Raw genomic sequence first — 25,276 nt, 5'->3', positions numbered from 1 at the left:
AATAGGGGGGGGATAAAATTTTCATAAAAGTAAAGGTTAAACAGTTAACAAAACAACTCAATGACAGTCATAGAGTTATAAGCAAAGATATATCCTCCCAGATTTGAATGCTAGAGCAAAAAACGACTAAATTTGGCCAAAAACACATGATTTACCCAGCAAAAAAGCACCCTGATTGCTCAAGGTGCCTTTGAATGAATTTTCACGAAAAAGATTGCCTATTCCACCATGTGGATTTTTAGCATATTAGTTTTGCCTTTGTCCTGTAGCGGCATGCTTGCGGTATTGATCATGATATCGCCCACTTTCAGATGCCCACTTTCCTTCAGGGTATCTTGGATAAATGTAATGGTATCATCAGTGGACACTTGCTTTCCTTCGAAGAAATAAGCCGTCACGCCCCACACCAAGCTAAGCTGGGTGATCAGCGTCTTATTGTGCGTAAACACAAAGTTTTTGGCAAATGGTCTGTGGGAAGCGATCCTAAAAGCGGTAAATCCAGAAGCTGTGATTCCGACGATAGCCTTTGCATTGACGTTTTTGGACAGGCCAGAAGCCATCATGATGACATTATTGCTTACGAAATAATCACTTTTCTCCGGGATGTCATAGAGGTAATGATAGACATCGGAATTGTTCTCTACGTACTGGATCACCTTGGTCATCGCTTCTACGGCATGAATAGGGTAAGCACCTGAAGCCGTCTCGGCAGAAAGCATCACTGCATCAGCACCATCGAGCACAGCATTTGCCACGTCATTGGTTTCAGCACGGGTAGGACGTGGATTTTGGATCATGCTTTCCAGCATCTGCGTAGCGATGATTACAGGTTTACTGGCTTGTTTACATTTTTCTACTATTCTTTTTTGCCACAGTGGCACCATTTCCATTGGCACTTCTACACCAAGGTCACCACGGGCCACCATCACGCCGTCAGTGACTTCGATAATTTCATCAATATTGTCCAGTGCCTCTGGCTTCTCTATTTTTGCAACGATTTTACACGCCTTGCCTTTGGCATCGATCCTCTTCTTGAGATCAATGATATCTTCAGCAGAACGGACAAAAGAAAGTGCAATCCAGTCCACTTCTTTCTCCAGCCCAAAGGCCAAGTCCTCAATATCCTTTTCTGTCAGGGAGGGAGCACTTACTTTGGTATTGGGAAGATTGATGCCTTTTCTGGATTTCAAGATTCCACCATGTATCACTGTACAGTTTACATTCTTTCCATCCGTACTGTTCACGGACACCTCAAGGTTTCCATCGTCAATCAGGATTCTGTCACCAGGAACTACATCCCCCGGGAGGTTTTGGTAAACGGTACTTACTAAAGATGAGGTTCCTACTACTGCTTCATTGGTAATGGTAATCGGATCACCCTCTTTGATCTCCACACCGTTATTTTCCACTTCACCTACTCTGATCTTAGGGCCTTGCAAATCCTGCAAGATCCCTACATTCAATCCATAATCCTTGTTGATCTTACGGATCATTTGGATAACTTCGGCATGCCCTTCATGGTTACCATGGGAAAAATTCAGCCTGAACACATTCACGCCGGCCTTTACCAGCTCTTTAAGCGTCTCTTCGTTGTTTGAAGCAGGCCCAACAGTAGCCAAAATCTTGGTTTTCTTATTCGCGATGGGTAAGTTCATTGTTTGTATATTATAATATTTAATAGGTTAATAGGTTCTCTTTTGACTTCAGCTTGGCCACATCCAGTTTCACCACGTTTTGCACATAGTTGCTTTGAGACAGCTGACCAATACAGTGATTAAGGTCAGTCTCCTGGGTGAAATCCTGAAGTAGGAGAAAATAATCCATAATCTTTAATTCCGGCACAAGATACAGCGTTTGTCCCGAATCTGAAAAAGAACGGTTCTTTAATAACTGAATATAGCCATGATCTTTTTCCAATATGTACCGAGAAATTATGAGTCCGGGCTGATTTAAGAAATCCAATTCAAAATCGCCAATTTTTATCATCCTGATACCCAGGGAACTATTCACCACCCAGGCCATCTTATAGTCCTTTAAAGGAGCTACCAGACCCAAAAGATCAAATTCATAATCGTGCTCTACCTGGAGTTTTGTTTTCCTCATGAAGGAAGGATTTTTAGAACAACAAAATTAAAAATTATTGCTCAACTTCAATGTTTCATCGGAATATCTTAAATTTAGTTAACGGTTTTTTTTGACATTAAGGTATTAAATATATTTCTTTGCGAAGTGTTTTAACTAAACTAATCACAAAATGTCTGAAATTGCACAAAAAGTAAAAGCCATTATCGTGGATAAGTTAGGCGTAGAAGAATCTGAAGTAACTCCTGAAGCAAGCTTCACTAATGATCTTGGCGCTGACTCTTTGGATACGGTTGAGCTTATCATGGAATTCGAAAAAGAATTCAACATTTCTATTCCAGATGACCAAGCCGAGCAAATCGGCACTGTAGGTCAAGCAGTAAGCTACCTGGAAGCAAACGTAAAATAATTTAACTACTCAAAATTCATTTATGAATTTAAAAAGAGTTGTAGTAACAGGTTTAGGCGCCCTTACGCCATTAGGCAATACCGTTCCGGAATATTGGAAGGGACTTGCTAATGGTGTGAGTGGTGCTGCTCCTATTACTAGATTCGACGCCTCACAATTCAAGACTCAATTTGCTTGCGAGGTCAAAAACCTCGACATCGAGCAATTTATTGATAGGAAAGAAGCCCGGAAAATGGATCCTTTCACTCAGTATGCTGTTATTGCATCTGAGGAAGCCATGAAGGATTCTGGACTGGACCTTGACAAGATAGACCTTAGCAAGGCCGGTGTGATTTGGGGATCTGGAATTGGTGGCTTGAAGACTTTTCAGGACGAAGTAGCCAGTTTTGCTACAGGTGATGGAACACCTCGCTTTAATCCGTTCTTTATTCCCAAAATGATCGCTGATATCAGCGCAGGATTTATTTCCATGAAATATGGACTCCAAGGACCAAATTTCGTGACCGTTTCAGCATGTGCCTCAGGCACCAATGCGCTGATCGATGCTTATAACTACATCCGACTGGGCAAGGCCAACGTCTTTGTCTCGGGAGGTTCGGAAGCAGCAGTCACAGAAGCCGGTGTAGGAGGGTTCAATGCGCTGAAAGCACTTTCTCAGAGAAATGATGCTCCAGAAACAGCCTCCCGTCCATTTGACAAAGACCGTGATGGTTTTGTCCTTGGAGAAGGAGCAGGAGCCATTATCCTGGAAGAATACGAACACGCCAAAGCACGTGGAGCAAAAATCTATGCCGAAATCATCGGAAGTGGTATGTCTGCGGACGCCCACCACATTACTGCCCCGCATCCGGAAGGAGTCGGAGCCGGAAATGTAATGAAATTCGCGCTGGAAGATGCTGGGATAAAACCGGAAGAGGTAGATTACATCAATGTACACGGTACATCCACTCCATTGGGTGATGTAAGCGAAATCAAAGCCATACAACGCGTTTTTGGCGAACATGCTTACGATCTTAACATCAGCAGTACCAAATCAATGACAGGCCACCTTCTAGGGGCCGCAGGTGCCATTGAGGCAATCGCCTCCATCATGGCCATCAATCATAACCTGGTACCGCCGACCATCAACCACTTCACCAAAGACGAAGCGTTTGATGAAAAGCTGAACTTGACTTTCAACAAGGCTCAGGAGAGGGAAGTAAATGTAGCTTTGAGTAATACCTTTGGATTTGGCGGGCACAATGCATCTGTCATTTTCAAAAAATTAACTGAGTAAACCGACCTTGAAAATATTTCGAAAACTCAGATTACACGAACTACTGTATAACAAAAAAGATAAAAGGCTTGCTGCTGCCATCAAGTTAATGGTAGGCAGCAAGCCTTTAAATTTGTCATTGTTCAAGCTCGCCGTGCGCCACTCTTCTGCTGCAGAAGAGATCAAGCATGGTGTAAAAGCTTCTAACGAACGTCTCGAATTTCTTGGAGATGCTGTACTGGGAGCAGTCGTGGCAGAACATCTTTTCATCAAGTTCCCCTACAGGGACGAAGGCTTCCTGACAGAAACGCGCTCACGGATCGTCAACAGAGAATCACTCAATCGGGTGGGACAAAAAATAGGTTTGTCCAATATAGTCGAATCAGACCTTTCGGGCAAAGGACTTTATTCTCACAAATCAATCTATGGTGACACGTTGGAAGCACTGGTGGGAGCAGTGTACCTTGATCGGGGGTACATTTTTTGCCGACACTTTATCCTCACCAAAATCCTGTCCCCCTATTTCGATTTGGATAATATCATCACCACTGTCACCAACTTCAAAAGCAAGATCATTGAATGGTCGCAACGGGAAAATAAAGAAGTCGAATTTTTCCTGAAATCTGTCACTGGAACACAGCGATTCAAGGAATTTACGATCGAACTGAAGATCGAAGACGAGATTTTCACAGAAGGAACAGGCTCCACAAAAAAGAAAGCAGAACAAGAAGCTGCAAAAAATGCCTGCGAAAAACTAAAATTGGCCTTATAGAACCCTATATTTGCCACTTATGTTAATTGGTTTTGAACGACCTTTCCTTCCAAACATGGAGAAAGTCAACTTCAAATTTACCTTGCTATATGTCGATCTTGAAAATAGGTGGAGCCACCGTCAACCAAACCCCATTAGACTGGGAAGGCAACCTTAAAAATATCACCAATGCCATCGAAGAAGCCAAATCACAAGGCATTGAGTTACTGTGCTTTCCCGAGCTGGCCATTACAGGCTATGGCAGTGAGGACTTGTTTTTGAGCAAATGGTATCCGGAAAAATCACTGGAACAACTTAAAAGGCTGCTTCCTTACACCAAAGATATTACCATCTGTATAGGGCTGCCTGTTCGGATCGGGGAGATACTCTATAACTGCACCGCTGTGTTAGAGGCCGAAAAGGTACTGGGGGTCATGGCCAAGCAATTTCTAGCTATCGATGGGGTTCATTATGAGTTTCGTTGGTTTAGCTCTTGGACAGCTGGAAAGATAACGACGCTGGATTTTTTTGGTGAAAGTATCCCCTTTGGTGACATTGTCTTTGACAAAAAAGGAATCACCTATGGTTTTGAGATATGTGAAGATGCCTGGCGGGGAGATCTACGCCCAGGGTATCGCCTAAAGGACCGGCAGGTAAATTTGATATTTAATCCCAGTGCCAGTCATTTTGCCATGGGTAAAAGTGCCCACAGGGAAGAGCTGGTCACTGAAAGTAGCATAGCACTGAACGCCACATACTTTTATGTGAACCTTTTGGGAAATGAAGCCGGTAGAATGATCTTTGATGGTGAAATACTCGCCGCCAAAGATGGTAAACTCCTCCTTAAAAACCCGCTCCTTTCCTTCCGGCCTTATCAAGTTCGCGGGTTCGAATTTTCAAAAGATGCCAAGTCTTTGGAAGCGATCAAATCGGTGCATAACAAAAATGAGGAATTCACCGCAGCAGTTTGCTTGGCACTGTTTGATTACATGCGAAAAAGCAGGAGCACAGGCTTTGTCCTTTCGCTATCCGGCGGTGCCGATTCCTCCTCCATAGCGACACTAGTGGCCGAAATGGTCAATCGGGGTTTCTCTGAACTGGGCTTGGACGCCTTCTTAGAAAGAGCCCGTTTAAAACATGAAATCCCTTCGGAAGCCCCACTAAAAGGAGTAGTCAAAAAAATCCTCACCACCGCCTATCAAGGCTCAGAAAATTCCTCAGAGGATACCTTGGCCAGTGCACGTAGCCTGGCAGAAAGCCTAGGCGCCACCTTTTATGATTGGAAGATTTCAGAGGAAGTAAGTTCCTATACACAGAAGATAGAAAAAGCCATCGGTCGTCAGCTCACATGGGACCATGATGACATTGCCCTCCAAAACATCCAAGCCAGGGTCAGGGCTCCGGTAATCTGGATGCTCGCTAACCTGAACAACGCTCTCCTCCTCGCGACCTCCAACAGGAGCGAAGGAGATGTGGGTTATGCCACAATGGATGGTGATACCAGCGGTAGCATCTCTCCCATTGCCGCAGTGGACAAGGAGTTTATCCTACAGTGGTTACAATGGGCCGAGAAGTCATTGGGGTACACTGGTCTTCAAAAAGTCAATTCCCTACAACCCACAGCAGAACTAAGGCCCCGGGAACAGCATCAAACAGATGAGCAGGACCTCATGCCCTATCCTGTGATCGTGGAAATCGAACGACTCGCCATTCGTGACAGACGAAAACCTGCCGATATTTACCTGATCTTGAAACAAGAACTGGACATTTCTCCCGTTCAACTAAAAAAATACATCCATAAATTCTTCCGTCTGTGGTCCAGGAACCAGTGGAAGCGGGAACGCTTGGCACCATCCTTCCACCTGGATGACTTTAACGTGGATCCGAAAACCTGGTGCAGGTTTCCGATATTGTCTGGAGGCTTCACAGAAGAATTATATGAATTGGATCAAATAGATGAATAATAAAACTATCTTAGCAGAAACTAACTAGACCAATGATCAGCATTATTTTAGATTACGTAGTCTGGAGCCCTAACCCAGCTGTTTTTCCAGGTTTTGATCGGATCAGGTGGTACAGCCTTTTATTTGCCCTTGGCTTTATCATTTCCCAGCAAATCGTCATCTACCTCTTTAAAAAAGAAGGCCATGACGAACGATTAGTAGATAAATTGACCATCTATATGGTCGTGGCTACCATCATAGGTGCTCGTTTAGGGCATGTCTTGTTTTATGAACCCGAAAAATACCTCAGCAATCCTATCGAAATCCTAAAGGTCTGGGAAGGTGGACTTGCCAGCCATGGTGCTGCCATAGCCATTTTGATAGCTCTCTGGCTCTACGTTCGCAATACACCGAAGCAGCGCTACCTTTGGGTAGTGGACAGAATTGTCATCGTAGTGGCCATGACGGGGGCGCTGATCAGATTTGGGAACCTCATGAATTCAGAAATAGGCGGCAAGCCTACCGAAACCGACAATGGCTTTGTCTATGCCCATAGCACAGAAGAAATCTTGGGGACCCTCAACGTCCCTGTGGAGCATGTTTCTGCCTATAAACCAGATGACCGCAATGGAGAACTACAAGGGAACGGTCACGTCCCTGTAAATATTGACATCGAAATAAAAAAAGGGAATTACCAGGAAGCTGACTTAAGGAGAACCTTGGAAAATGATGTCAAATACGTCCTGACCAAGTTTAATAGTTCTGAAAAATACATGGCTGAGCCTGCAGACACGCCCTTGGATTACGACCTGAAAGATGAAGGTGACCACTACTTGGCCACTATCCGTACCTTTGGACTTACCAAACACCCGACACAAATCTACGAGTCCATTTCCTACTTCATCATTTTCTTGATCCTCTATCTCCTTTGGAATAAATACAAAGAGCGGCTCCCTGATGGCCTGCTGCTGGGATTGTTTCTAATTACAGTCTTTGGAATGCGGTTCGTTTGGGAATTCTTTAAAGAAAATCAAGTAGACTTCGAAGAGAACCTCTCCCTAAATATGGGCCAGACACTGAGTATTCCATTGGTTTTGGGAGGCATTATTCTCGTTATAAGGGCCCTGAAAACAGGCAATCCGGCCAAACATAATTAAGGAACGGGGTCATGACCATGGCCTCCCCATGGATGGCAGCTGGCAATGCGTTTGATCCCCAGCCATCCTCCTTTGATTATGCCGTGTTTGAGAATTGCCTCTTTCGTATATTGGCTACAAGTGGGCGTATACCTACAAGCTCCTGGAAACATTGGCGAGATCAAGTACTGATAAAGCAACACTGGAAAAATCGCTATTTTTCTTAAAATAGTTTTCAAGATTTAGTTCATTTGAGAGTAAAAGGCCAAAACATAAAACATAGTTCCACTACGTGAAACAAATTCGTTTATCCATACCGCAAAGATACCTAAAAAGCACATTATTACTTTTATGCCTTATTGGTTCGGTATTGGCCCACTGCCCAAGTGGTTTGGCACAAAACGAGGACACCACCTCCCAAGCGGTCAATACCTTAAAAGCTCCAGAGAAAGTAACGGTCCACAATGTGTTTATCATAGGCAATGAAAAGACTAGAAAAAACATCATTCTCCGAGAAATGGATGTTGCTCCCGGTGTGGAGTATGATTGGGAGGAGTTCTTGGCCATGGTCAAGACAGATCAACAGCGAATTTATAATTTGCAGCTTTTTACATCCGTAGAAATCACTCCGCTATTCGTAGAGGATGAAGAAGTTGAGCTGCTGGTTTCGGTAAAAGAGCGCTGGTATGTTATTCCAAGTATTATTTTTGATCTCGCTGACCGAAATTTCTCAGAATGGTGGATCAATCAAAACAGGGATCTTTCCCGTGTCAATTATGGCTTAAAACTAAACCATAATAATGTCGGAGGCCGTAACGAAAAACTAAGAGTAATGGGTCAGCTGGGCTTTACTCAGGCTTTTGACCTGGTGTACAGCATTCCTTATATCGATAAAGACCAAGAACATGGTCTTGCTCTTCGGATCAATTACAACACCAATAAGACTATCGCCGTCAAATCCGCTTATAATAAGCAAGTCTTTTACACCAATGAGGAAGAGGACATATTAAGGAAAAATCTAGGAGCCACGGTGCAGTACACCTATCGGGGTAATTTCTATAATTTCAACTACCTCACCCTTGGCTATAGTAATACCAAAATCCATGAGGATGTATTGACCCAAAACCCTAATTATTTTCTCAATGACAGTACGCGGCAGAAATATTTCTATGCCTCTTATAACTTTAAGCACGACCGCAGAGATAATATCGCCTATGCCACACAAGGTGAACTTATCAATGTAGGAGTGACGAGATATGGTCTCTTTACCAACGATGATGTCAATGAAACCGAGATTGCACTGATTGCCAATAAGTATTTTAGATTTAGTGATAAGACGCACCTGGTAACGGGTATTTCGGCATCCAGCTACCTCAGCTCCAGCCAACCCTATACCTTGGTCCGCGGTATTGGTTATTCACCGGACTTTATAAGAGGATATGAAATCAACGTGATCGAAGGTCAACAAACCATCATTCACAAAAATAGCTTTAGGTATAAACTGCTGGATGTGGCTTATGATATCTCTAAACTGATCCCTATCGAGGAATTTAGCACCTTCCCGATCAGGGCTTACCTCAGTGCCAATTTTGACCATGGCTACGTAAACGACCGTAACCACATCCCTGAAAATGCCGCGCTTACCAATACATACCTCTATGGCTATGGCCTTGGGCTAGACTTGGTCACTTTTTACGATCAGGTATTCAGATTTGAATACTCTATAAATAGCCAACAAGTAGGCAGTTTCTTCATCAATATTAAGGCTCCGCTTTAAACGGAGGATATTTTTATTTTTTCAGGATTTTTCATAGATTAATTTAAACACATTTTTTAACTGTTTATTTTCACTATTATGAAGTTTGTTTTAAAGGTTTTTTCGTATTTAATCCTTATAGTACCATATTACAGCTATGGACAGAATGGCACGGAGATCTTTTCGAAAGGCGCTCGAAGTTACGGAATGGCCAATGCTCATGTGACCTTAACGGATGCCTGGAGCATCTTTAACAATCCCGGCGCGATGGGGAGAATATCAGCCACTACAGCCGTCGTAGGCTATGACCACCGATTGGGACTCGATGAACTGACCACTTTAGGTGCAGGAGCGGTCATTTCCACAAAAAAAGGCAACTTTGGAATTGGCCTATCTCATTATGGTGGCGAATTATTTAATCAGCAGGCAGCAGGAGTCGGTTATGCCAATCAAATGGGAATCGCCAGTTTTGGCATCAAGGCCACCTACCTCCAGACAAACATCGCAGGATATGGAAGAAATGGGGCTCCGGTACTGGAATTTGGCGGTACTGCGGCACTTGGCCCACAGCTAATCTTTGGAGCACATGTCTACAATTTTACCAGAAGCCAACTGAGCCGTGATTCCCAGGACTATCTGCCGACCATTGTAAAAACAGGGCTTTCCTTTCAGCCTTCAGGAAAACTGCTCATCAGTATGGAAGCGGAAAAAGATATTTTATTACCCGCAATTGCCAAAGTAGGATTAGAATATAACTTTATCAATCGCTTCTGGGCGCGATGTGGCATTCGCACCAATCCATCCAACCTTCATTTTGGCATCGGGTTCAACCCGAAACATTTTCGATTCGACTATGCGGTCGCCCAAAACAACCAACTAGGGTTCACGCACCATTTTTCCATGAATTATACATTTGTATCGCCATGAAAACATGTCGCATTATACTTTTAGCCGTGATCCTTCTCTGCTGCGAAAGAGTAAATGCCCAGACTGAATTTGATATTGAGGCATTTGCTGAAGAGCTTTTTTCGCTTCAGGAGGAAGACCTGGATTATGAACAGCTGTATGAAAACCTTCTACAGCGCTACCTAAACCCTATTGACCTTAACCGCTGCTCTCCAGACGATTTACAGTCTATTTACATACTTACACCGCTACAAGTGAGCAATTTTTTCAAATACCGTCGAATCTATGGCCAATTCCTGTCTATCTACGAGCTACAGGCCATTCCAACGTTTGACTTGGATACGATCAGAAAACTTATTCCTTTTGTCACCTTGGAGAAAACCACCGAAAAGTATTCCCATAAACTTCCGAAAAGGATCATAAGCGAAAAAACAGCCTACTTGATTTACAGGCATCGTATTTATTTGGAAAAGCGAAAAGGCTTCATTCCGCCGGATACACTGAAAAACGGCTCACTCACCAGCAGGTATCAAGGACCTCCCGGCACGCAATATCTCAGGATAAGAAGCCAGCACAGTGGGGATTTTAGTTTTGGCATTACCATGGACAGAGATGCTGGAGAATCGTTTACTTGGGATCCAAGTTCACGAAGATATGGTTTCAATTTTCTAAGCTACCACTTCACTCTTTATGACAAAGGGCCATGGAAGCAAATCACCGTGGGAGATTACCAAGCCCAATACGGCCAAGGCCTGGTCTTCGGTGCAGGCTTTTCGGTAGGAAAAGGTGCAGAGACCATTACCACGACGCGAAGAAGTTCCACCGGCATCAAACCTTATACCTCCTCTATGGAGTCAGGATTCTTCAGAGGCATTTCTGCCACCTACCAAAAAGGACGGTTTGAAGGATCCATCATGGTTTCTTCGGCTGCCAGAGATGCCAATATAGACTCCACTGCGGTACCTTACCGCATAACCTCCCTCCCATCAAATGGCTATCACAGGACTGCATCCGAAATAAACAGAAAGGCTTCTGCCAACGAAAAAGATGTTGGCATCAATATCAACTATTCGTCCGAAGACCGAAATCTACAAATTGGCATCAACAGTTTAATGACACGGTTTGAACTGCCATATATCAGGGATTTTCGCAATTACAACGGATTTGAGTTCCGGGGCCAAGCCAACCTTCTCCACAGTGCATATTTTTCCTATAATTACCAAAACCATTTCTTCTTTGGAGAAACAGCCTTATCGAAGAGTAAAGGTGTCGCCTATGTAGCGGGAATCATGAGCAGCCTCAGCAAGCAATTGGACTTGGTGCTGCACGTCAGAAACTATGACCGCAACTTTCACAGTTTCTATGGCAATGCCTTTGGTGAAGGCTCACGACCAATCAATGAAAAAGGCATCTACCTGGGCTTAAGCTATCACCCCACCAAGCAACTTCAATGGAACGGATATTACGATCAATTCAAATTCCCGTGGATGAGATACCGCTTATACTCTCCTTCATCTGGCCATGAGTGGCTTCAGCGCATCAGTTATCGTCCAAAAAAATCAATGGAGCTATATTTTCAAATACGGGAAGAAGTAAAAGACCGTAACGTCACCGCATATGAAAATGACCTGGCCACCTACAAAATCCAAACAGGAAGGAAGCACAATTACCTGCTGAACCTCGATATAGATATTAGTGAACAATTCTCCTTACGTTCCAGGGTACAGATGAGCACCTTCGACTACCATCAAGAAATCACCAAGGGCTATACCATCGTCCAGGACTTGAATTTTGCCTATAAAAAATGGAAATGGAGCGGCAGGATAGCTCTTTTTGACACAGACGATTATGATAACCGCCAGTATGTATATGAAAAAAATGTGCTTTGGGCATTTTCTATACCCAGTTACTATGGCCAGGGGATGCGCTACTACCTGCTTGCCCAATTTAAGCCAATCAGGAAATTAAGTTTTTGGCTCCGTTGGGCCAGGACCAGTTATACCGACCGAAGCACCATCAGCAGTGGGCTTCAAGAGGTAAAAGGCACTCACCTCAGCGAGTTGACGTTCCAAGTTCGCTACCAGTTTAACCGGTAGATTTACAGGAACAAAAAAGCCTAGCGTAACCAATTTAATTAATTATGACTCCGCTGAAAGCGTCAAGATACATGGAGGAAAATTGCTCACATGGGAAAATAAATCACGCTGCTGTTTCTTCTAAGGCAGCGTGATCACAATTCATTGCAGGAATTTCACCCCTATTTTTCCTTCAGGATATCCCTGATTTCGGTAAGCAGTAATTCCTCTTTTGAAGGGGCTGGAGGAGGAGTTGGCTTTGCTTCTTCTTTCTTTTTGAGCTTGTTCATAGTGCGAATGGCCATGAAGATCACAAAAGCAATAATCAGAAAGTCCACAATGGTATTGATAAACGCACCATACTTGATCGCAACTGCCGCAACTTCCACTCCATCAGCAGTCACAGAAGGTTCCTTAAGGACGACCATCAGTTCCTTGAAATTGGTCCCACCCAGTGCCAACCCAATCGGTGGCATGACCACGTCATTGACCAGAGAAGTGACAATTTTACCAAATGCCCCTCCGATGATGACCGCTACTGCAAGGTCAACCACATTTCCCTTAAGGGCAAACTTTTTAAACTCTTGAACGAATCCCATATTGAATTATTTTTAAACATCATAAATATAATTTATTCAGTCAATTATAGATAATAATGATATATAATTTCACTTTTATTTCATCCATAAATCCCGCTTTTTAAGGTTCTATATGATTTACTATGGGTAAACTGAGCGGTAGCGGGCTCTGGAGATCGAAGCATCGCGTGGACGGATGAATTTGGGTGTCCATGCTCCTGATACAGTCGATAATCATAGGTTTTCCTTACCTATGGTCAGTACCTACGGCACTGTTAGGATGCTGTCTCCAATTTCTGTTACCAAGCTAATGCTCCTAACGGAGCATCCTTGCTGACATTTCTGTCGGCTATAACCGTGAGGAGGGAGTCCTGGCCAATGCCGATGGGCATTTAAGCCTGGTAAGATCAGGATGCCTCCAGGGGGCTTTGTGCCGTAGGAACAAAACTATTTCCCTGCTCTTTCCGCACAAGTTGGACAATCCCGTGAATAATTTACCCACAGTATTCCATATAGAGCCCTTTTTAAATACCCTTTCATCATTCTCTCCACTAATGGACTAAATCAAAGGTCCACATTAGCTACTCATGATCGTAACTTCACGTTATCCATCAAAAATTCACCTGCCATTCATTCAATCAATTTAAGGGATCGGTAGGTTTCCTTTTTTGCAAGCTGTAAATTTGCTGGAGTTCATTATGAAAGCGAGACATTACCTATGAAAACAGTAGAAGCTCCCAAGGCTCCCATTAAAATACAGGAAATCACCTACCATAACCATACGCGAATTGACCCCTATTACTGGATGAATGACAGGGAAAACCCTGAGGTCATTCAATACCTTAATGAGGAAAATGGTTTTTTAAAAGCCAGTTTAGCACATACGGAATCACTTCAGGAAGAACTTTTTGTAGAGATGAAAAACCGCATCAAGGAGGATGACGAAAGTGTCCCCTACTTTAGAGATGGTTACTTTTATTACACCAAATTTGTAAAAGGAGGGGAATACCCTGTTTTTTGTCGAAAAAAAGATTCGCTGCAAAACAACGAAGAAATTCTCCTGGATGTCAACCAAATAGCCCAAGGACACGAATACTTCAGCGTCAATGCTGTTTCCCTTTCCCATGATCAACAATTGCTTGCCCACGCCGAAGATAATATAGGCAGAAGAATATACACCATCAAGGTGAAGGATCTCAGCACAGAAACCGTCCTAACAGATGAAATCACCGAGGTAACCGGCAACATGGCCTGGGCCAATGACAACAAAACCCTCTTTTACTCCAAACAAGACCCCAACACGCTACGGGCTTTTCAGGTTTACCAACATACACTGGGAACGCCACAGGAAAAGGATATTTTAGTCTATGAGGAAACCGATGAAACATTCACCTGCCATGTCGCCAAATCCAAGTCCAAAGATTTTATCTTTATCGTCAGCGAAAGCAGCATTTCTTCAGAAGTCCGCTACTTAAACGCCCATCAACCTACTTCTTCCTTCCAGCTTATACAAGAACGGGAGCGTGACCTAGAATACAGCGTGGAACACTTTGAAGATCACTTCCTGATCCTTACTAACCATCAAAAAGCCAGCAATTACAAATTGGTCAAAACCCCAATCACGAGCCCGAACAAGGATCATTGGAGGGACATTGTTCCCCACCGGAAGGATACATTATTGGAAGGTTTTGAGGTATTCGGACAGTACTTGGTACTCGAAGAACGCACAAACGGGCTGACAAAAATTCAAATTATACCGTGGGATGGCACGGGAAATCATTATATCACCTTTGACGACCCCACCTATACCGCTTGGCTGGGTTATAATCCCCAATTTGACACCACTACCTTACGATTTGGCTATAACTCCCTGACGACTCCTTCTTCCACTTATGACTATGATATGGAAAGCCAGGAAAAAGAACTTTTGAAACAGCAGGAAGTACAGGGAGGCTACGATCCATCCCAGTACCAATCAGAAAGAACCTGGGCCATTGCTCCAGATGGCACAGAAGTCCCTATTTCACTGGTTTACAAAACTGCCACTTTCAAAAAGGATGGCTCCAATCCATTGCTACAGTATGCTTATGGCTCCTATGGATTCAGCACCGATGCCGTGTTCAGCTCCAACCGTCTAAGCCTTCTTGACAGGGGCTTCGTCTTTGCTATAGCCCATATTCGTGGTGGACAGGAAATGGGAAGGCACTGGTATGATGATGGAAAAATGCTCAAAAAGCAGAATACCTTCACGGACTTTATCGCCTGCTCCGAATACCTGCTCAACGAAAGATACACCTCTTCTGGGAAACTTTTCGCCATGGGCGGTAGTGCCGGAGGAATGCTGATGGGCACGGTCATTAATATGCGACCTGACCTGTACAAAGGCGTCATCGCCGCTGTACCATTTGTGGATGTGGTAACGACCATGCTGGATGAAAGTATTCCACTGACTACCGGGGAATTTGACGAATGGGGCAATCCCAAAAACAAAGAGTATTATGATTACATGCTTGCTTATTCACCTTATGACAATGTGGAAAGCAAGGATTACCCCCACCTTTTGGTCACTTCCGGACTACATGACAGCCAAGTGCAATACTGGGAACCTACCAAATGGGTGGCCAAGCTAAGGGATAAAAAAACGGACAAAAACCTACTCTTACTCTACACCAATATGGACGCAGGACACGGCGGTGCTTCAGGAAGGTTTCATGCCTTAAAAGAAACTGCCATGGACTATGCCTTTTTGATAGACCTGGCAGCGAAAGCATAAAATTGCTGCGTACATGATCACAGTTTAGATCCCCATATTCACGCTTTCTGACATACATGAAAGTCAGGAATCAGTGGGAAGATTTTGCAGATTTCGTGATCGGGGGAGGTAGTTGAGTTGGTTAAGTCATTGGTAATTGACATACATGTGTCATTCGCCCTGATGACCGATCACCGCCTCCCCTACTCTCCTTCAGTAGACTGGATCTCTTCAGCAAAGAACCCTTCCAATTCCTTAAGGGTAGCATTGGATGTTTTGGTATCGCGCACCACCTTGCCTTTGTCCAGTACTACAATGCGCTGGCAGACTTCTGTCACGTGCAGCAAATCATGACTACTGATCAACAAAGTCACTTCTGCATCGTCCTTGTATTGGGCAATGATCTTTTTGAGTCGAATTTGGGTAGTGGGATCTAAATTGGCAAAGGGCTCGTCAAGGATAATCACTTTGGGATGGCCCAAAAATGAAGCGACGATGCCCACTTTCTTTTGGTTCCCCTTAGACAGGTCCCGAAGGTATTTTTTCCCTCCAAGGATTTCTCCATGAAAGAAATCTTCAAAAGGCACCAGAAACTCGCTGACATCCTGTTTGTTCATCCCACGCAACTCTCCGATGAAATAAAAATATTCTTCAGGCGTCAGGTACCCGATCAAAAAACTCTCATCGATAAACGCAGCGGTAAAGGGCTTCCAGTCTTCGCTGACATTCACTTGGACGCCATTGTTCAATACTTTTCCATTACTCGGCATAATGAGGTCCAGCAGTAAACTGAAGAGGGTGGTCTTTCCAGCACCATTGTTTCCCACGAGGCCAAAAATCTCCCCAGAAGGAATCTCCATAGCATCAATATCCAGCACAGGATCTTCTGCATATTTTTTAGATAGATTTTCTATTTTTATCATAATCACTAGCTTTTTTGCTTGTAAGCAGCCAAGGTCTTGTACTTCTCTGTTTTATAATTTTTCTCAATCAAATTGAACACCTTTTCCTTGAATGCAAACCCAAGGACGGCCGATACCACCACCAACAAATAGCCCAGATAAGGGCCTTTAATAACGTGTCCGATCACATATAAAATCATCGGAACGAGCAATTTGGGAATGGTCAACAGTAACGTTTTGGCATTAAAGGCCTGGGAACTGCCCAAGGCTCCCCTATTGCTGGAAAGGTCAATGGGAGTTCTCACATAAACACCCCCCCACAGGACCATGTAGGAATTGACGCCGATGTTGTAGATCCCTGCTACCAGAATGGCCAAGTAAACCTCCCATCCAAAATACGCATAGAAAGATGCTAAAATCGTAGAAACCACTGTTGCCATCACCATCAGCCACCATTTGGCATTAAGATAATCCCGATAGCGGATGTTTTGGCTCATCATCAAGGGATAGTAGGAACTGTCCCAGCTGGGCACATATTGGCCAAAGCTGAACAGAAACCCTCCTGTCACAAAGAGTGCCGCAAAAATCCTCCAAGCTGGCCCCTGATACGCATCAATGGCATTGGTGAAAAACAACAAACCATAGAACAGAAACATGACACTCATCAGCACGGTAGTCTTCGAGCGTTTGTTCCTTTTGATAAGCTTAATGTCATTTTTTAAGAATACCGAAATACTTCCAAATCGATCCAGCCATTCCAAGTTTTCGGATTTTGCTTCCTTTTGCTTGATGGACAACCCTGCATCCAAATAAAGTCGCTTCCTGAAATATGTAAACGCTATCCAATAAACGGCCACCATTAATGCCAGAGGTATCAATGCCAAAGCGGGCACATCATAGAGGGACTGAAACAAAGGACCGGTATACACAGAAATATCAAATAGACCATAATAATGCATCAATCCTAAACATGCCAAAATACCTAAAACTGAAAAAAGCACTGCATCTATGCCATTCAAAAAAATATTAATGAAGTTATTGGCCAACAACAGCGCATAAACACCTAATAACCACATAACAACAGATACTGTCCCATATCCGTTTATGACCAAGACCACCGCGAAGGGAATAAAGAAAAAAGCGTGGATAATATTAAAGAATGACAATATTGTTTTCCAAACACTATATTGGACTATAGTCGATTTTTTTATGGGCAAAAAAAGCAATGGTTTTATCTGCACGACAGGCATCTTCTGAAGCATATACCTGACTATCAAATCAAAAACGAGATAATAAACCAACAGCCTGTTGACCATATCAAAGGCATTTAGGTCCATCTTCTCCAAGATGTAAAATGTCGCCACTCCCAAGAAGCCGAAACTAAGCATCATGTACAATGCTGCAAATCCCATCAAAATCTTAATGGCCAGGTTTGAAGAAAAAGCTGCAGACCTAAAAAACGATTTCCATTGAAGTATTACAAGATGTTTAATCATGAATGAAATCCTTTGGGTGTGATGATACTGATAGTTTACACAAACGTCAATAATATTTTCTAAACTTAAAAAGTTTAACAAAACACATCGATGTGGAAGTTAAAATAAGTCAATAGTTAGCTAATATCTTTTCGAAGTAAGATACAAAATAAAATTCCATAACCAAGTTCACCAAGACTGATTAAAACACACAACCAACGTGCAAAAACATTTCAGAACCATCAATATTCATCTGTTACTCTATCCTTTTACATCTCTGATAAATAGCCACTTAACAAAACAATCACACTTCTTAACACTTGTAAATATTACAAATTCTCACCATAAAATATCATATTTTATTAATATTTCGTTTTTATCAATATAAAACCAATTATACAAAATAAAAGATCGCATTCATTAAAATCCTATTTTTATAAAAATTATTCTTTATTCATTTTTTATTATTCAAAATACATTTTTATTTGTTTTAAAATATTTAATTTTAACCACAGGACACCACTACCTCACATTTCAGAAGTAGTTGCGTCCCAGAACTACACTCCTTAGCCATGAATGCCGATAATACGATACCTATACCCAAGATGACCCTTGTCGATCTTTTTAGGCGACAAGCAATTGATGCCTCCACACTAGATGCTATCTCATTTGCAGACAGTCACATGTCCTATCAAGCATTAGATGATGATAGCAACCAACTGGCACATTTGATGATGGACAAAGGCATATCTCCTGGTGATAAGGTGGCACTTTGTGCTCATCGATCCAAAGAAATGGTTGTTGCGATTTTGGCTATTTTAAAATGTGGTGCAGCTTATGTACCCATCGCTCCAGATTTTCCAGAAGAGCGTAAAAGATATATCTGTCAAGCTGCAGAAGCAAAAGTATTGATCAGTGACAACAATTATCTTAACGAAACGTCAGCAAGATTACTGCAAATTGATCTCTTGGAAAAAATCTCCTCCAAGTATCCTATTTTGGCACCTGCCATTACCTTTTCACCTGAAAGCACAGCGTATATCCTTTTCACATCTGGATCCACGGGAGAACCAAAAGGTGTTTGTATGCCTCATAACGCCTTGGTCAACCTGCTACTATGGCAAGAAAAGCAGTTTGATAAGCTTCGGGGATCGAGTACACTTCAGTTTTCAAAATTCACCTTTGATGTATCCTTTCAGGAAATTTTCAGCACCCTGACAACAGGGGGAACCTTACACTTGGTGGATGAAGAAACGGTGAAAGACCCACTTGCCCTCCTACGGCTCATTGACAGAAATCAGATCAACAGGCTGTTCCTACCTTTTGTCAGCCTTCAGTCGCTGGCACATACTGCCGTAACGCATGAGCTGTACCCGACGTCTTTAAAAGCAGTGATCACCGCTGGGGAGCAGCTTAAAATCACTAACCAGGTCAAACACTTCTTCAGCAACCTTAACAACACCACTCTCTTCAACCAATACGGTCCCACAGAAGCCCATGTGGTATCCCAGTTGGCCCTCAAGTCACAATACATTAGCAACTGGCCCGCACTGCCTTCCATTGGCTATTCCATAGACAATGTCGAATTGATCATTTTGGACGAAAACGACCAACTAGTCCCCTATGATGAGGAAGGTGAACTCTACATTGCTGGAGTGTGCTTGGCTTCAGGCTATCTAAATCACCCTGATCTTACGCAAGAAAAGTTCAAAACCCTGTCTACCATACCGGACAAGCCTTCACTGCGGGCATATAAAACGGGGGATATTGCTAAAATCAGTGCCGACGGAGAGGTAACATTCCTTGGTCGCCGTGATGATCAAGTCAAAATCCGTGGCCATCGCATCGAGCTCGGGGAAGTGGAAGCGATTCTGGGCAAATTTACAGCTATCTACCAAGTCGCTGTACTTGCAAAAACCTATGATGATGGACAAAAATACTTGGTAGCCTATTATATCCCTTCAGAAAATCAACAGCCATCACAAAAGCAGCTGATCGATCACTTGGCGAAGAGCCTGCCTGAATACATGATACCGACCATATTTTTCCAAATGGAAGCATTCCCAAAAACAACCAGCGGAAAAATAGACCGCAAGTTGCTTCCCGACCCCATCAATAAGCGTGAAAATATCGAAGCCCCTATTGTTCCTGCCAAAACCGAGCTTGAAAAAAAACTCAGTCTGCTCTTTCAAAAAGCACTTCATTTTGACAAAATAGGCACTTCTGACAACTTCTTTGAATTTGGAGGCAACTCCCTACTGGTGCAAAAACTGTCTAATGACATACGTATAGCACTTGGATTGACAATCGCTGTCACTAGTATTTACCAGTACCCTACTGTTAAGGAGCTGACGGCATACCTTTGCGAAGACGACCAGTCATCTTCCAGAACAAACACCCTTGATACACCTTCCTCATCCAAGGCGGTGGCTATCGTGGGGCTGGCAGGTAGATTTCCAGGAGCTGAAGACATCGCCACTTTTTGGGAAAACTTGATACAGGGAAAAGAATCCATTACCCACTTCACAAACGAGGAATTGGATTCATTGGTCCCTGAAGAGCTCAGGAAAGATAAAAATTATGTAAAAGCCCGAGGCATTATCGAAAATGCAGATAAATTTGATCACAGTTTTTTTGGCATTACGCCAAATCAAGCTGCCTTGATGGATCCCCAGCAACGTCTGTTTCTGGAGGTGGCCTGGGAACTTTTGGAGAAGACCCAGCAAACAACTTCGGACTCGCCTTACAAGACGGGGGTATTTGCAGGTACAAATAACAATACCTATTACTATAAAAACCTCCTCAGCAACCCAGATCTGATCGAGCAAAATGGCGCCCTGCAGATCATGACACTGAATGAAAAAGACTATATCGCTACCCGTACTGCTTACCAATTTGACCTCACCGGGCCAGCGATAAGTGTTTATTCTGCTTGCTCAACCTCCTTGCTGGCTGTCGCCCAAGCGGTACAAAGTATCCGCGCTGGCCAATGTGTAATGGCCATCGCCGGAGGAAGTACCATCACCGCTCCGATCAAAAGCGGACATTTATACCAAGAAGGTGCTATTTTCAGCAAAGACGGCCACTGTAAGCCTTTTGATGCCACGGCCTCAGGCACTATATTTAGCGATGGTGCAGCTGCCATCATGCTCAAAGACCTCAATGCAGCCATCCGAGATGGGGATAAAATCTATGCCACCATCAAAGGAATTGGCATCAACAATGACGGCAATGCCAAAGGCAGTTTCTCTGCCCCAAGCATAAAAGGCCAAGCAGATGTCATCAAAGCTGCCCTGCAAGACGGCAAGGTATCTCCTGCCTCCATAGGCTATATAGAAGCGCATGGCACTGCCACTCCATTGGGTGACCCTATCGAAATTGAGGGATTGAAAATGGCTTTTGGAAAGCATCCTAACAAGCATTTTTGTAGTATCGGGTCTATCAAAAGCAATTTCGGCCACCTCACCGCTGCAGCAGGCGCCACGGGACTTATCAAAACTGTCCTCTCCCTGCACCACCAAAAACGCCCGGCCACGCTGGGTTTTAAGCAGTTAAACCCGCAAATCGACCTAAAAGACAGCCCCTTTTATATCAATGGAGCGACTGCAGATTGGAAAGGTGAATTTCCACGTAGGGCTGGCGTCAGCTCATTTGGTATCGGGGGAACCAATGTGCACGTCATCCTGGAAGAATATCAGCATGTACATGAAATTTCGGATGTCTCCACATCCCCTTATCACCTACTATCATTCTCAGCAAAAACAGAAAACAGCCTGGAACTATACAAGGCTAAATTGCATAGGTATGTACAATCAGCATCTTCCCTAAACCTGGCAGACCTAAGCTATTCCATTAACACCAAACTCCGGCAATTTCCCCATAAAAGTTATCTCTCCTTTAAGGACAAGGATGATCTTCTTCTCCAACTGGAGAGCAAAAAAGACGCATCAACGAGAAAAAAAGCAATTAAACAATTGCCCCAAAACACAGTATTTGTATTTCCAGGACAAGGTGCCCAGTACTTGAACATGGGCAAAGATCTATTCGAATCTGCTTCGGTCTTTAGGGAAGCATTGATGCATTGTGCTGCTTTGTTTGATGGCTTTATGGATAAACCTCTTTTGGATATCATCTATCCGGCAGCGGAAACAGATCAGGCGGAAGCCATATTAAAAAACACACGGTATACACAACCCGCCATTTTCGCCATTGAATACGCACTGGCACAGCAGTGGATGGCTTGGGGCTTCACCCCATCATCATTGGTCGGGCATAGCATCGGCGAATTTGTGGCGGCTCATTTGGCAGGTGTTTTCTCCTTGGAAGATGCCACAAGGCTAGTTGCCATAAGAGGACAATTAGTGGCCGACTTACCCAATGGTGACATGTTATCAGTCAGGGCTCCATATGCCAAGCTGGAACACCTGATTAGGGAAGATATTTCTTTAGCAGCGATAAACGCTCCCAATTTATGCGTGCTGGCCGGCCCATCGGCAGCTATTACTAAGATCAGCGCACAACTGGATCAGGAAAACATTCTATACAGAAAACTGTTTACCAGCCACGCCTTCCACTCCTCCATGATGGATCCAGTGCTTGATAGCTTCGGCAAGGAAGTAGAAAAGATAAAATTAAATCCCCCATTGCTTCCCATGATATCTACGGTCACGGGACAGCCACTTACGGACCAAGAAGCTACTTCCACTCAATACTGGACAGACCACCTACGAAAGGCTGTGCTTTTTGCACCAGCGATCGAACACCTTTTAGCTGACGACCCGAACACCGTCTTCTTGGAAATAGGGCCAGGAAATGTTCTCAGCACTCTCATCAAACAACAACACCAGGCTAAAAATGCCGCTGCTGTCAACAGCATACATCGCCAAAGTGAAAAAAACCACTACCATGAACTGCTGGATAATTTGGGAAAAATGATCATAGCCGGCATTCAGCCAGACTGGGCGCGCTTCTATTCCGGCCAAAAACGCAACCGATTAGATGATATCCCCACCTACGCATTTGATCGTAAAAGGTGCTGGATCGATCCGCTCCCAAAGGATTTCACTACACAACAGCTTACCCAAACCTCTACCAGATTTAACAAAAAAGAAACTACTACTAAGCATATGAGAACTGATATTATTCGCAATAAAGCCATTGGAGTCCTGGAAAGTCTCTCTGGTCTGGAAATTAGCTCCCAATCCGGTGACAGCTCATTTTTGGAACTGGGATTAGACTCGCTCTTGCTCACACAGTTATCTTTTGCCCTCAAAAAAGAATTTGGCCTACCAATTTCTTTTAGGCAGCTAAATTCCCACATCAACACTGTAGACGCCCTAGTGGACTTTTTGGATCAAGGACTTCCTACTGATCAATTCCAACCTGCTCCGGAGTCCATTTCCTCTCCATCATCACCACCTGCTCCCCCATCTGAAAACGGAAGCACCCAAGCTATTGCGCCACCAGCCTCCTATCCCTCGGCACACCACCAGTCTGCCATTGGCTTAATTGGCCAACAGCTAGAGCTTCTATCCAAGCAGCTGGCCCTTCTGCAAAGCGCCCCCATCCCTATTACAGCTCAGCAGCCAAGCGCTCATCTAAATGGAAATGGCCATGTCAATGCACCTGTCAATACCAATGGTACAGAAATCAAGTTAACGAAAGAAGAGGTTGAAAACCTGAAAAAACCATTTGGCGCCACCGCCAGAATTGACAAAAAAGACCACAAGCTCCCTGAAAAGCAGCAAAAATTTATTACTGATTTTACCAAAAGGTACACCTCAAAAACAGCTTCAAGTAAAGCTTACACCCAAAAAAACAGGCGCCACATGGCTGACCCAAGAGTGGTAAGTGGATTTAATCCCAGCATCAAAGAAACGGTCTATTCCCTGGTGGTAAACCGCTCAAAAGGAAGCAGGATCTGGGACATTGATGGCAATGAATACTTGGATATCCTGAATGGTTTTGGCTCTATTTTATTTGGGCACAAGCCAGTCTTTATCGATGAGGCACTAAAAGCTCAGATTGATAAGGGGTATGAAATAGGCCCGCAGCATGAGCTCTCCGGCGAAGTATGTAAGCTTATCTGTGACATCACCGGCCACGACCGATCAGCCTTGTGCAACACCGGCTCTGAAGCCGTAATGGGCGCCTTGCGAATTGCCCGTACCATCACCCAGCGATCACTTGTAGTCGCTTTTAACGGATCCTATCATGGAATCTTTGATGAGGTAATCGTACGAGGAACCAAAAGTCTAAGCTCGTTTCCTGCCGCTGCAGGCATCATGCCCGAAGCTGTCGAAAACATCCTCATCCTAGACTATGGCACCGAAGAAACGCTTAGAATAATAGCAGAAAAAAAAGATGAAATCGCTGCGGTGCTCGTGGAACCTGTCCAAAGCAGGAGGCCGGAATTCCAACCAATAGAATTCCTTAAAAAAGTCCGTGAGATCACCTCAGCCTCTGGCTCGGCATTGATCTTTGATGAAGTGATCACTGGTTTTAGGATGCACCCTCAAGGTGCTCAAGCCATCTTTGGCATCAAAGCAGATCTAACGACTTACGGAAAAGTCGTAGGTGGAGGATTGCCCATCGGAGTCATTGCCGGAAAAACCGCTTTTATGGATGCCCTGGATGGTGGCCACTGGCAATACGGAGATGCGTCCGTTCCCGAGATAGGAGTCACCTATTTTGCCGGTACCTTCGTACGCCATCCGCTGGCGCTGGCCACCGCAAAAGCCTCCCTAGAGCATATCCAACAAGACAATGGCAAGCTCCAAAAAAACCTGGCAGCCAAAATCCAACGGCTAGCGGACGGGTTGAACGAATTCTTCCAAGACCATGAGATTCCAGCATATGTGGCCAATTTTGGTTCTTTGTGGAAAATAAAGTTCCAGCAAGAGCTACCTTACACGGAGTTGTTATTTGCCACTTTTAGAGAACAAGGACTCCACATTTACGATGGGTTCCCATGCTTTGCCACTGCTGCATATCAAGATGAGGATATTGATAAAATCATAGAGGTGATCAAAAGCGGCTTCAAGCAGCTCGCCTCAGCAACGTTTTGGGATGATATCGTCCCTGGTCTTTCTGAAAGCGTGCATCCCTCCCCTCAGGTAATCTCCAAAAATCAACCTCCCGTTCCGGGTGCTAAGCTAGGACAAACCCAGGAAGGAAAGGCTGCCTGGTTTATCCCTGACCCACATCGCCCTGGAAAATACCTACAGCTAGCTTTTATAACCTCCTAACACCCTTGC

The 25,276-nt window shown here is 43.9% G+C and carries 16 protein-coding genes; 10 read left to right on the top strand and 6 right to left on the bottom strand.

The features are described 5' to 3' along the window. Positions 1-218: 218 nt before the first annotated feature. Both pyk and FKX85_RS10925 read right to left on the bottom strand, forming a co-directional pair. Positions 219-1,655 carry a pyruvate kinase gene (pyk, locus tag FKX85_RS10930; protein WP_141614767.1) on the bottom strand — a complete coding sequence of 479 codons (1,437 nt, stop codon included), beginning with the start codon at positions 1,653-1,655 and terminating at the stop codon, positions 219-221. Positions 1,656-1,674: 19 nt separating this feature from the next. Continuing rightward, positions 1,675-2,103, bottom strand: a complete 429-nt coding sequence (locus FKX85_RS10925) for an IPExxxVDY family protein (RefSeq protein ID WP_141614766.1) — start codon at positions 2,101-2,103, stop codon at positions 1,675-1,677. A gap of 151 nt (positions 2,104-2,254) precedes the next feature. Between FKX85_RS10925 and FKX85_RS10920 the strand changes: the two genes are divergently transcribed. The 5 genes from FKX85_RS10920 (at position 2,255) to FKX85_RS10900 (ending at position 7,597) form a co-directional block, all read left to right on the top strand. Further along, positions 2,255-2,491: an acyl carrier protein gene (locus FKX85_RS10920; RefSeq protein WP_010855324.1), complete on the top strand. Its 237-nt coding sequence runs from the start codon at positions 2,255-2,257 to the stop codon at positions 2,489-2,491. A 22-nt stretch (positions 2,492-2,513) separates the two neighbouring features. Beyond that, the gene (fabF, locus tag FKX85_RS10915) at positions 2,514-3,767 is read left to right on the top strand and encodes a beta-ketoacyl-ACP synthase II (protein ID WP_141614765.1); all 1,254 of its coding nucleotides are present in this window, start codon (positions 2,514-2,516) and stop codon (positions 3,765-3,767) included. Between the two features lie 7 nt (positions 3,768-3,774). Further along, positions 3,775-4,518 (top strand): ribonuclease III, encoded by a 744-nt coding sequence (gene rnc, locus FKX85_RS10910; RefSeq protein WP_141614764.1) that lies wholly within the window; start codon positions 3,775-3,777, stop codon positions 4,516-4,518. Positions 4,519-4,607: 89 nt separating this feature from the next. After that, entirely contained in the window at positions 4,608-6,461 is a 1,854-nt protein-coding gene (gene nadE / locus FKX85_RS10905) for an NAD(+) synthase (RefSeq protein ID WP_141614763.1), read from the top strand. Between the two features lie 32 nt (positions 6,462-6,493). Further along, positions 6,494-7,597: a prolipoprotein diacylglyceryl transferase gene (locus FKX85_RS10900; RefSeq protein ID WP_141614762.1), complete on the top strand. Its 1,104-nt coding sequence runs from the start codon at positions 6,494-6,496 to the stop codon at positions 7,595-7,597. On the opposite strand, the gene yidD is transcribed toward FKX85_RS10900, so the two are convergent. Next, on the bottom strand, positions 7,594-7,815 hold the full coding sequence (gene yidD / locus FKX85_RS10895) for a membrane protein insertion efficiency factor YidD (protein WP_141614761.1): 222 nt from the start codon (positions 7,813-7,815) through the stop codon (positions 7,594-7,596). The genes FKX85_RS10900 and yidD overlap by 4 nt on opposite strands. 53 nt (positions 7,816-7,868) lie before the next feature. On the opposite strand from yidD, the gene FKX85_RS10890 reads away from it, so the two are divergent. The 3 genes from FKX85_RS10890 (at position 7,869) to FKX85_RS10880 (ending at position 12,334) form a co-directional block, all read left to right on the top strand. Beyond that, entirely contained in the window at positions 7,869-9,353 is a 1,485-nt protein-coding gene (locus FKX85_RS10890; protein ID WP_141614760.1) for a BamA/TamA family outer membrane protein, read from the top strand. 78 nt (positions 9,354-9,431) lie between these two features. Further along, positions 9,432-10,259: a PorV/PorQ family protein gene (locus tag FKX85_RS10885; protein WP_141614759.1), complete on the top strand. Its 828-nt coding sequence runs from the start codon at positions 9,432-9,434 to the stop codon at positions 10,257-10,259. Continuing rightward, positions 10,256-12,334, top strand: a complete 2,079-nt coding sequence (locus tag FKX85_RS10880) for a ComEA family DNA-binding protein (RefSeq protein WP_141614758.1) — start codon at positions 10,256-10,258, stop codon at positions 12,332-12,334. Before FKX85_RS10885 ends, FKX85_RS10880 begins: the two co-directional genes overlap by 4 nt. A 161-nt stretch (positions 12,335-12,495) precedes the next feature. Here FKX85_RS10880 and mscL read toward each other — a convergent pair whose 3' ends face one another. Further along, the gene (mscL, locus tag FKX85_RS10875; RefSeq protein WP_141614757.1) at positions 12,496-12,912 is read right to left on the bottom strand and encodes a large-conductance mechanosensitive channel protein MscL; all 417 of its coding nucleotides are present in this window, start codon (positions 12,910-12,912) and stop codon (positions 12,496-12,498) included. Positions 12,913-13,609: 697 nt separating this feature from the next. On the opposite strand from mscL, the gene FKX85_RS10870 reads away from it, so the two are divergent. Further along, positions 13,610-15,664 (top strand): S9 family peptidase, encoded by a 2,055-nt coding sequence (locus FKX85_RS10870; protein WP_141614756.1) that lies wholly within the window; start codon positions 13,610-13,612, stop codon positions 15,662-15,664. A 182-nt stretch (positions 15,665-15,846) separates the two neighbouring features. On the opposite strand, the gene FKX85_RS10865 is transcribed toward FKX85_RS10870, so the two are convergent. After that, positions 15,847-16,566: an ABC transporter ATP-binding protein gene (locus tag FKX85_RS10865; protein ID WP_141614755.1), complete on the bottom strand. Its 720-nt coding sequence runs from the start codon at positions 16,564-16,566 to the stop codon at positions 15,847-15,849. A gap of 5 nt (positions 16,567-16,571) precedes the next feature. Beyond that, on the bottom strand, positions 16,572-18,041 hold the full coding sequence (locus FKX85_RS10860; protein ID WP_141614754.1) for a DUF5687 family protein: 1,470 nt from the start codon (positions 18,039-18,041) through the stop codon (positions 16,572-16,574). Between the two features lie 551 nt (positions 18,042-18,592). Here FKX85_RS10860 and FKX85_RS10855 point away from each other — a divergent pair. Continuing rightward, on the top strand, positions 18,593-25,267 hold the full coding sequence (locus tag FKX85_RS10855; RefSeq protein ID WP_229239827.1) for a polyketide synthase: 6,675 nt from the start codon (positions 18,593-18,595) through the stop codon (positions 25,265-25,267). Positions 25,268-25,276: the final 9 nt, after the last annotated feature.

Origin of the sequence: Echinicola soli (assembly GCF_006575665.1) — a bacterium.
GTDB classification, from domain to species: Bacteria; Bacteroidota; Bacteroidia; order Cytophagales; family Cyclobacteriaceae; genus Echinicola; species Echinicola soli.
This window is presented reverse-complemented; position numbering and strand designations above follow the sequence as displayed.

Excerpts from the sequence above, each read along its gene's own strand:
- pyk (WP_141614767.1), bottom strand. The coding sequence starts at position 1,655 with ATGAACTTACCCATCGCGAATAAGAAAACCAAGATTTTGGCTACTGTT.
- FKX85_RS10925 (WP_141614766.1), bottom strand. The coding sequence starts at position 2,103 with ATGAGGAAAACAAAACTCCAGGTAGAGCACGATTATGAATTTGATCTT.
- FKX85_RS10920 (WP_010855324.1), top strand. The coding sequence starts at position 2,255 with ATGTCTGAAATTGCACAAAAAGTAAAAGCCATTATCGTGGATAAGTTA.
- fabF (WP_141614765.1), top strand. The coding sequence starts at position 2,514 with ATGAATTTAAAAAGAGTTGTAGTAACAGGTTTAGGCGCCCTTACGCCA.
- nadE (WP_141614763.1), top strand. The coding sequence starts at position 4,608 with ATGTCGATCTTGAAAATAGGTGGAGCCACCGTCAACCAAACCCCATTA.
- FKX85_RS10900 (WP_141614762.1), top strand. The coding sequence starts at position 6,494 with ATGATCAGCATTATTTTAGATTACGTAGTCTGGAGCCCTAACCCAGCT.
- FKX85_RS10885 (WP_141614759.1), top strand. The coding sequence starts at position 9,432 with ATGAAGTTTGTTTTAAAGGTTTTTTCGTATTTAATCCTTATAGTACCA.
- FKX85_RS10880 (WP_141614758.1), top strand. The coding sequence starts at position 10,256 with ATGAAAACATGTCGCATTATACTTTTAGCCGTGATCCTTCTCTGCTGC.
- mscL (WP_141614757.1), bottom strand. The coding sequence starts at position 12,912 with ATGGGATTCGTTCAAGAGTTTAAAAAGTTTGCCCTTAAGGGAAATGTG.
- FKX85_RS10870 (WP_141614756.1), top strand. The coding sequence starts at position 13,610 with ATGAAAACAGTAGAAGCTCCCAAGGCTCCCATTAAAATACAGGAAATC.
- FKX85_RS10865 (WP_141614755.1), bottom strand. The coding sequence starts at position 16,566 with ATGATAAAAATAGAAAATCTATCTAAAAAATATGCAGAAGATCCTGTG.
- FKX85_RS10860 (WP_141614754.1), bottom strand. The coding sequence starts at position 18,041 with ATGATTAAACATCTTGTAATACTTCAATGGAAATCGTTTTTTAGGTCT.
- FKX85_RS10855 (WP_229239827.1), top strand. The coding sequence starts at position 18,593 with ATGAATGCCGATAATACGATACCTATACCCAAGATGACCCTTGTCGAT.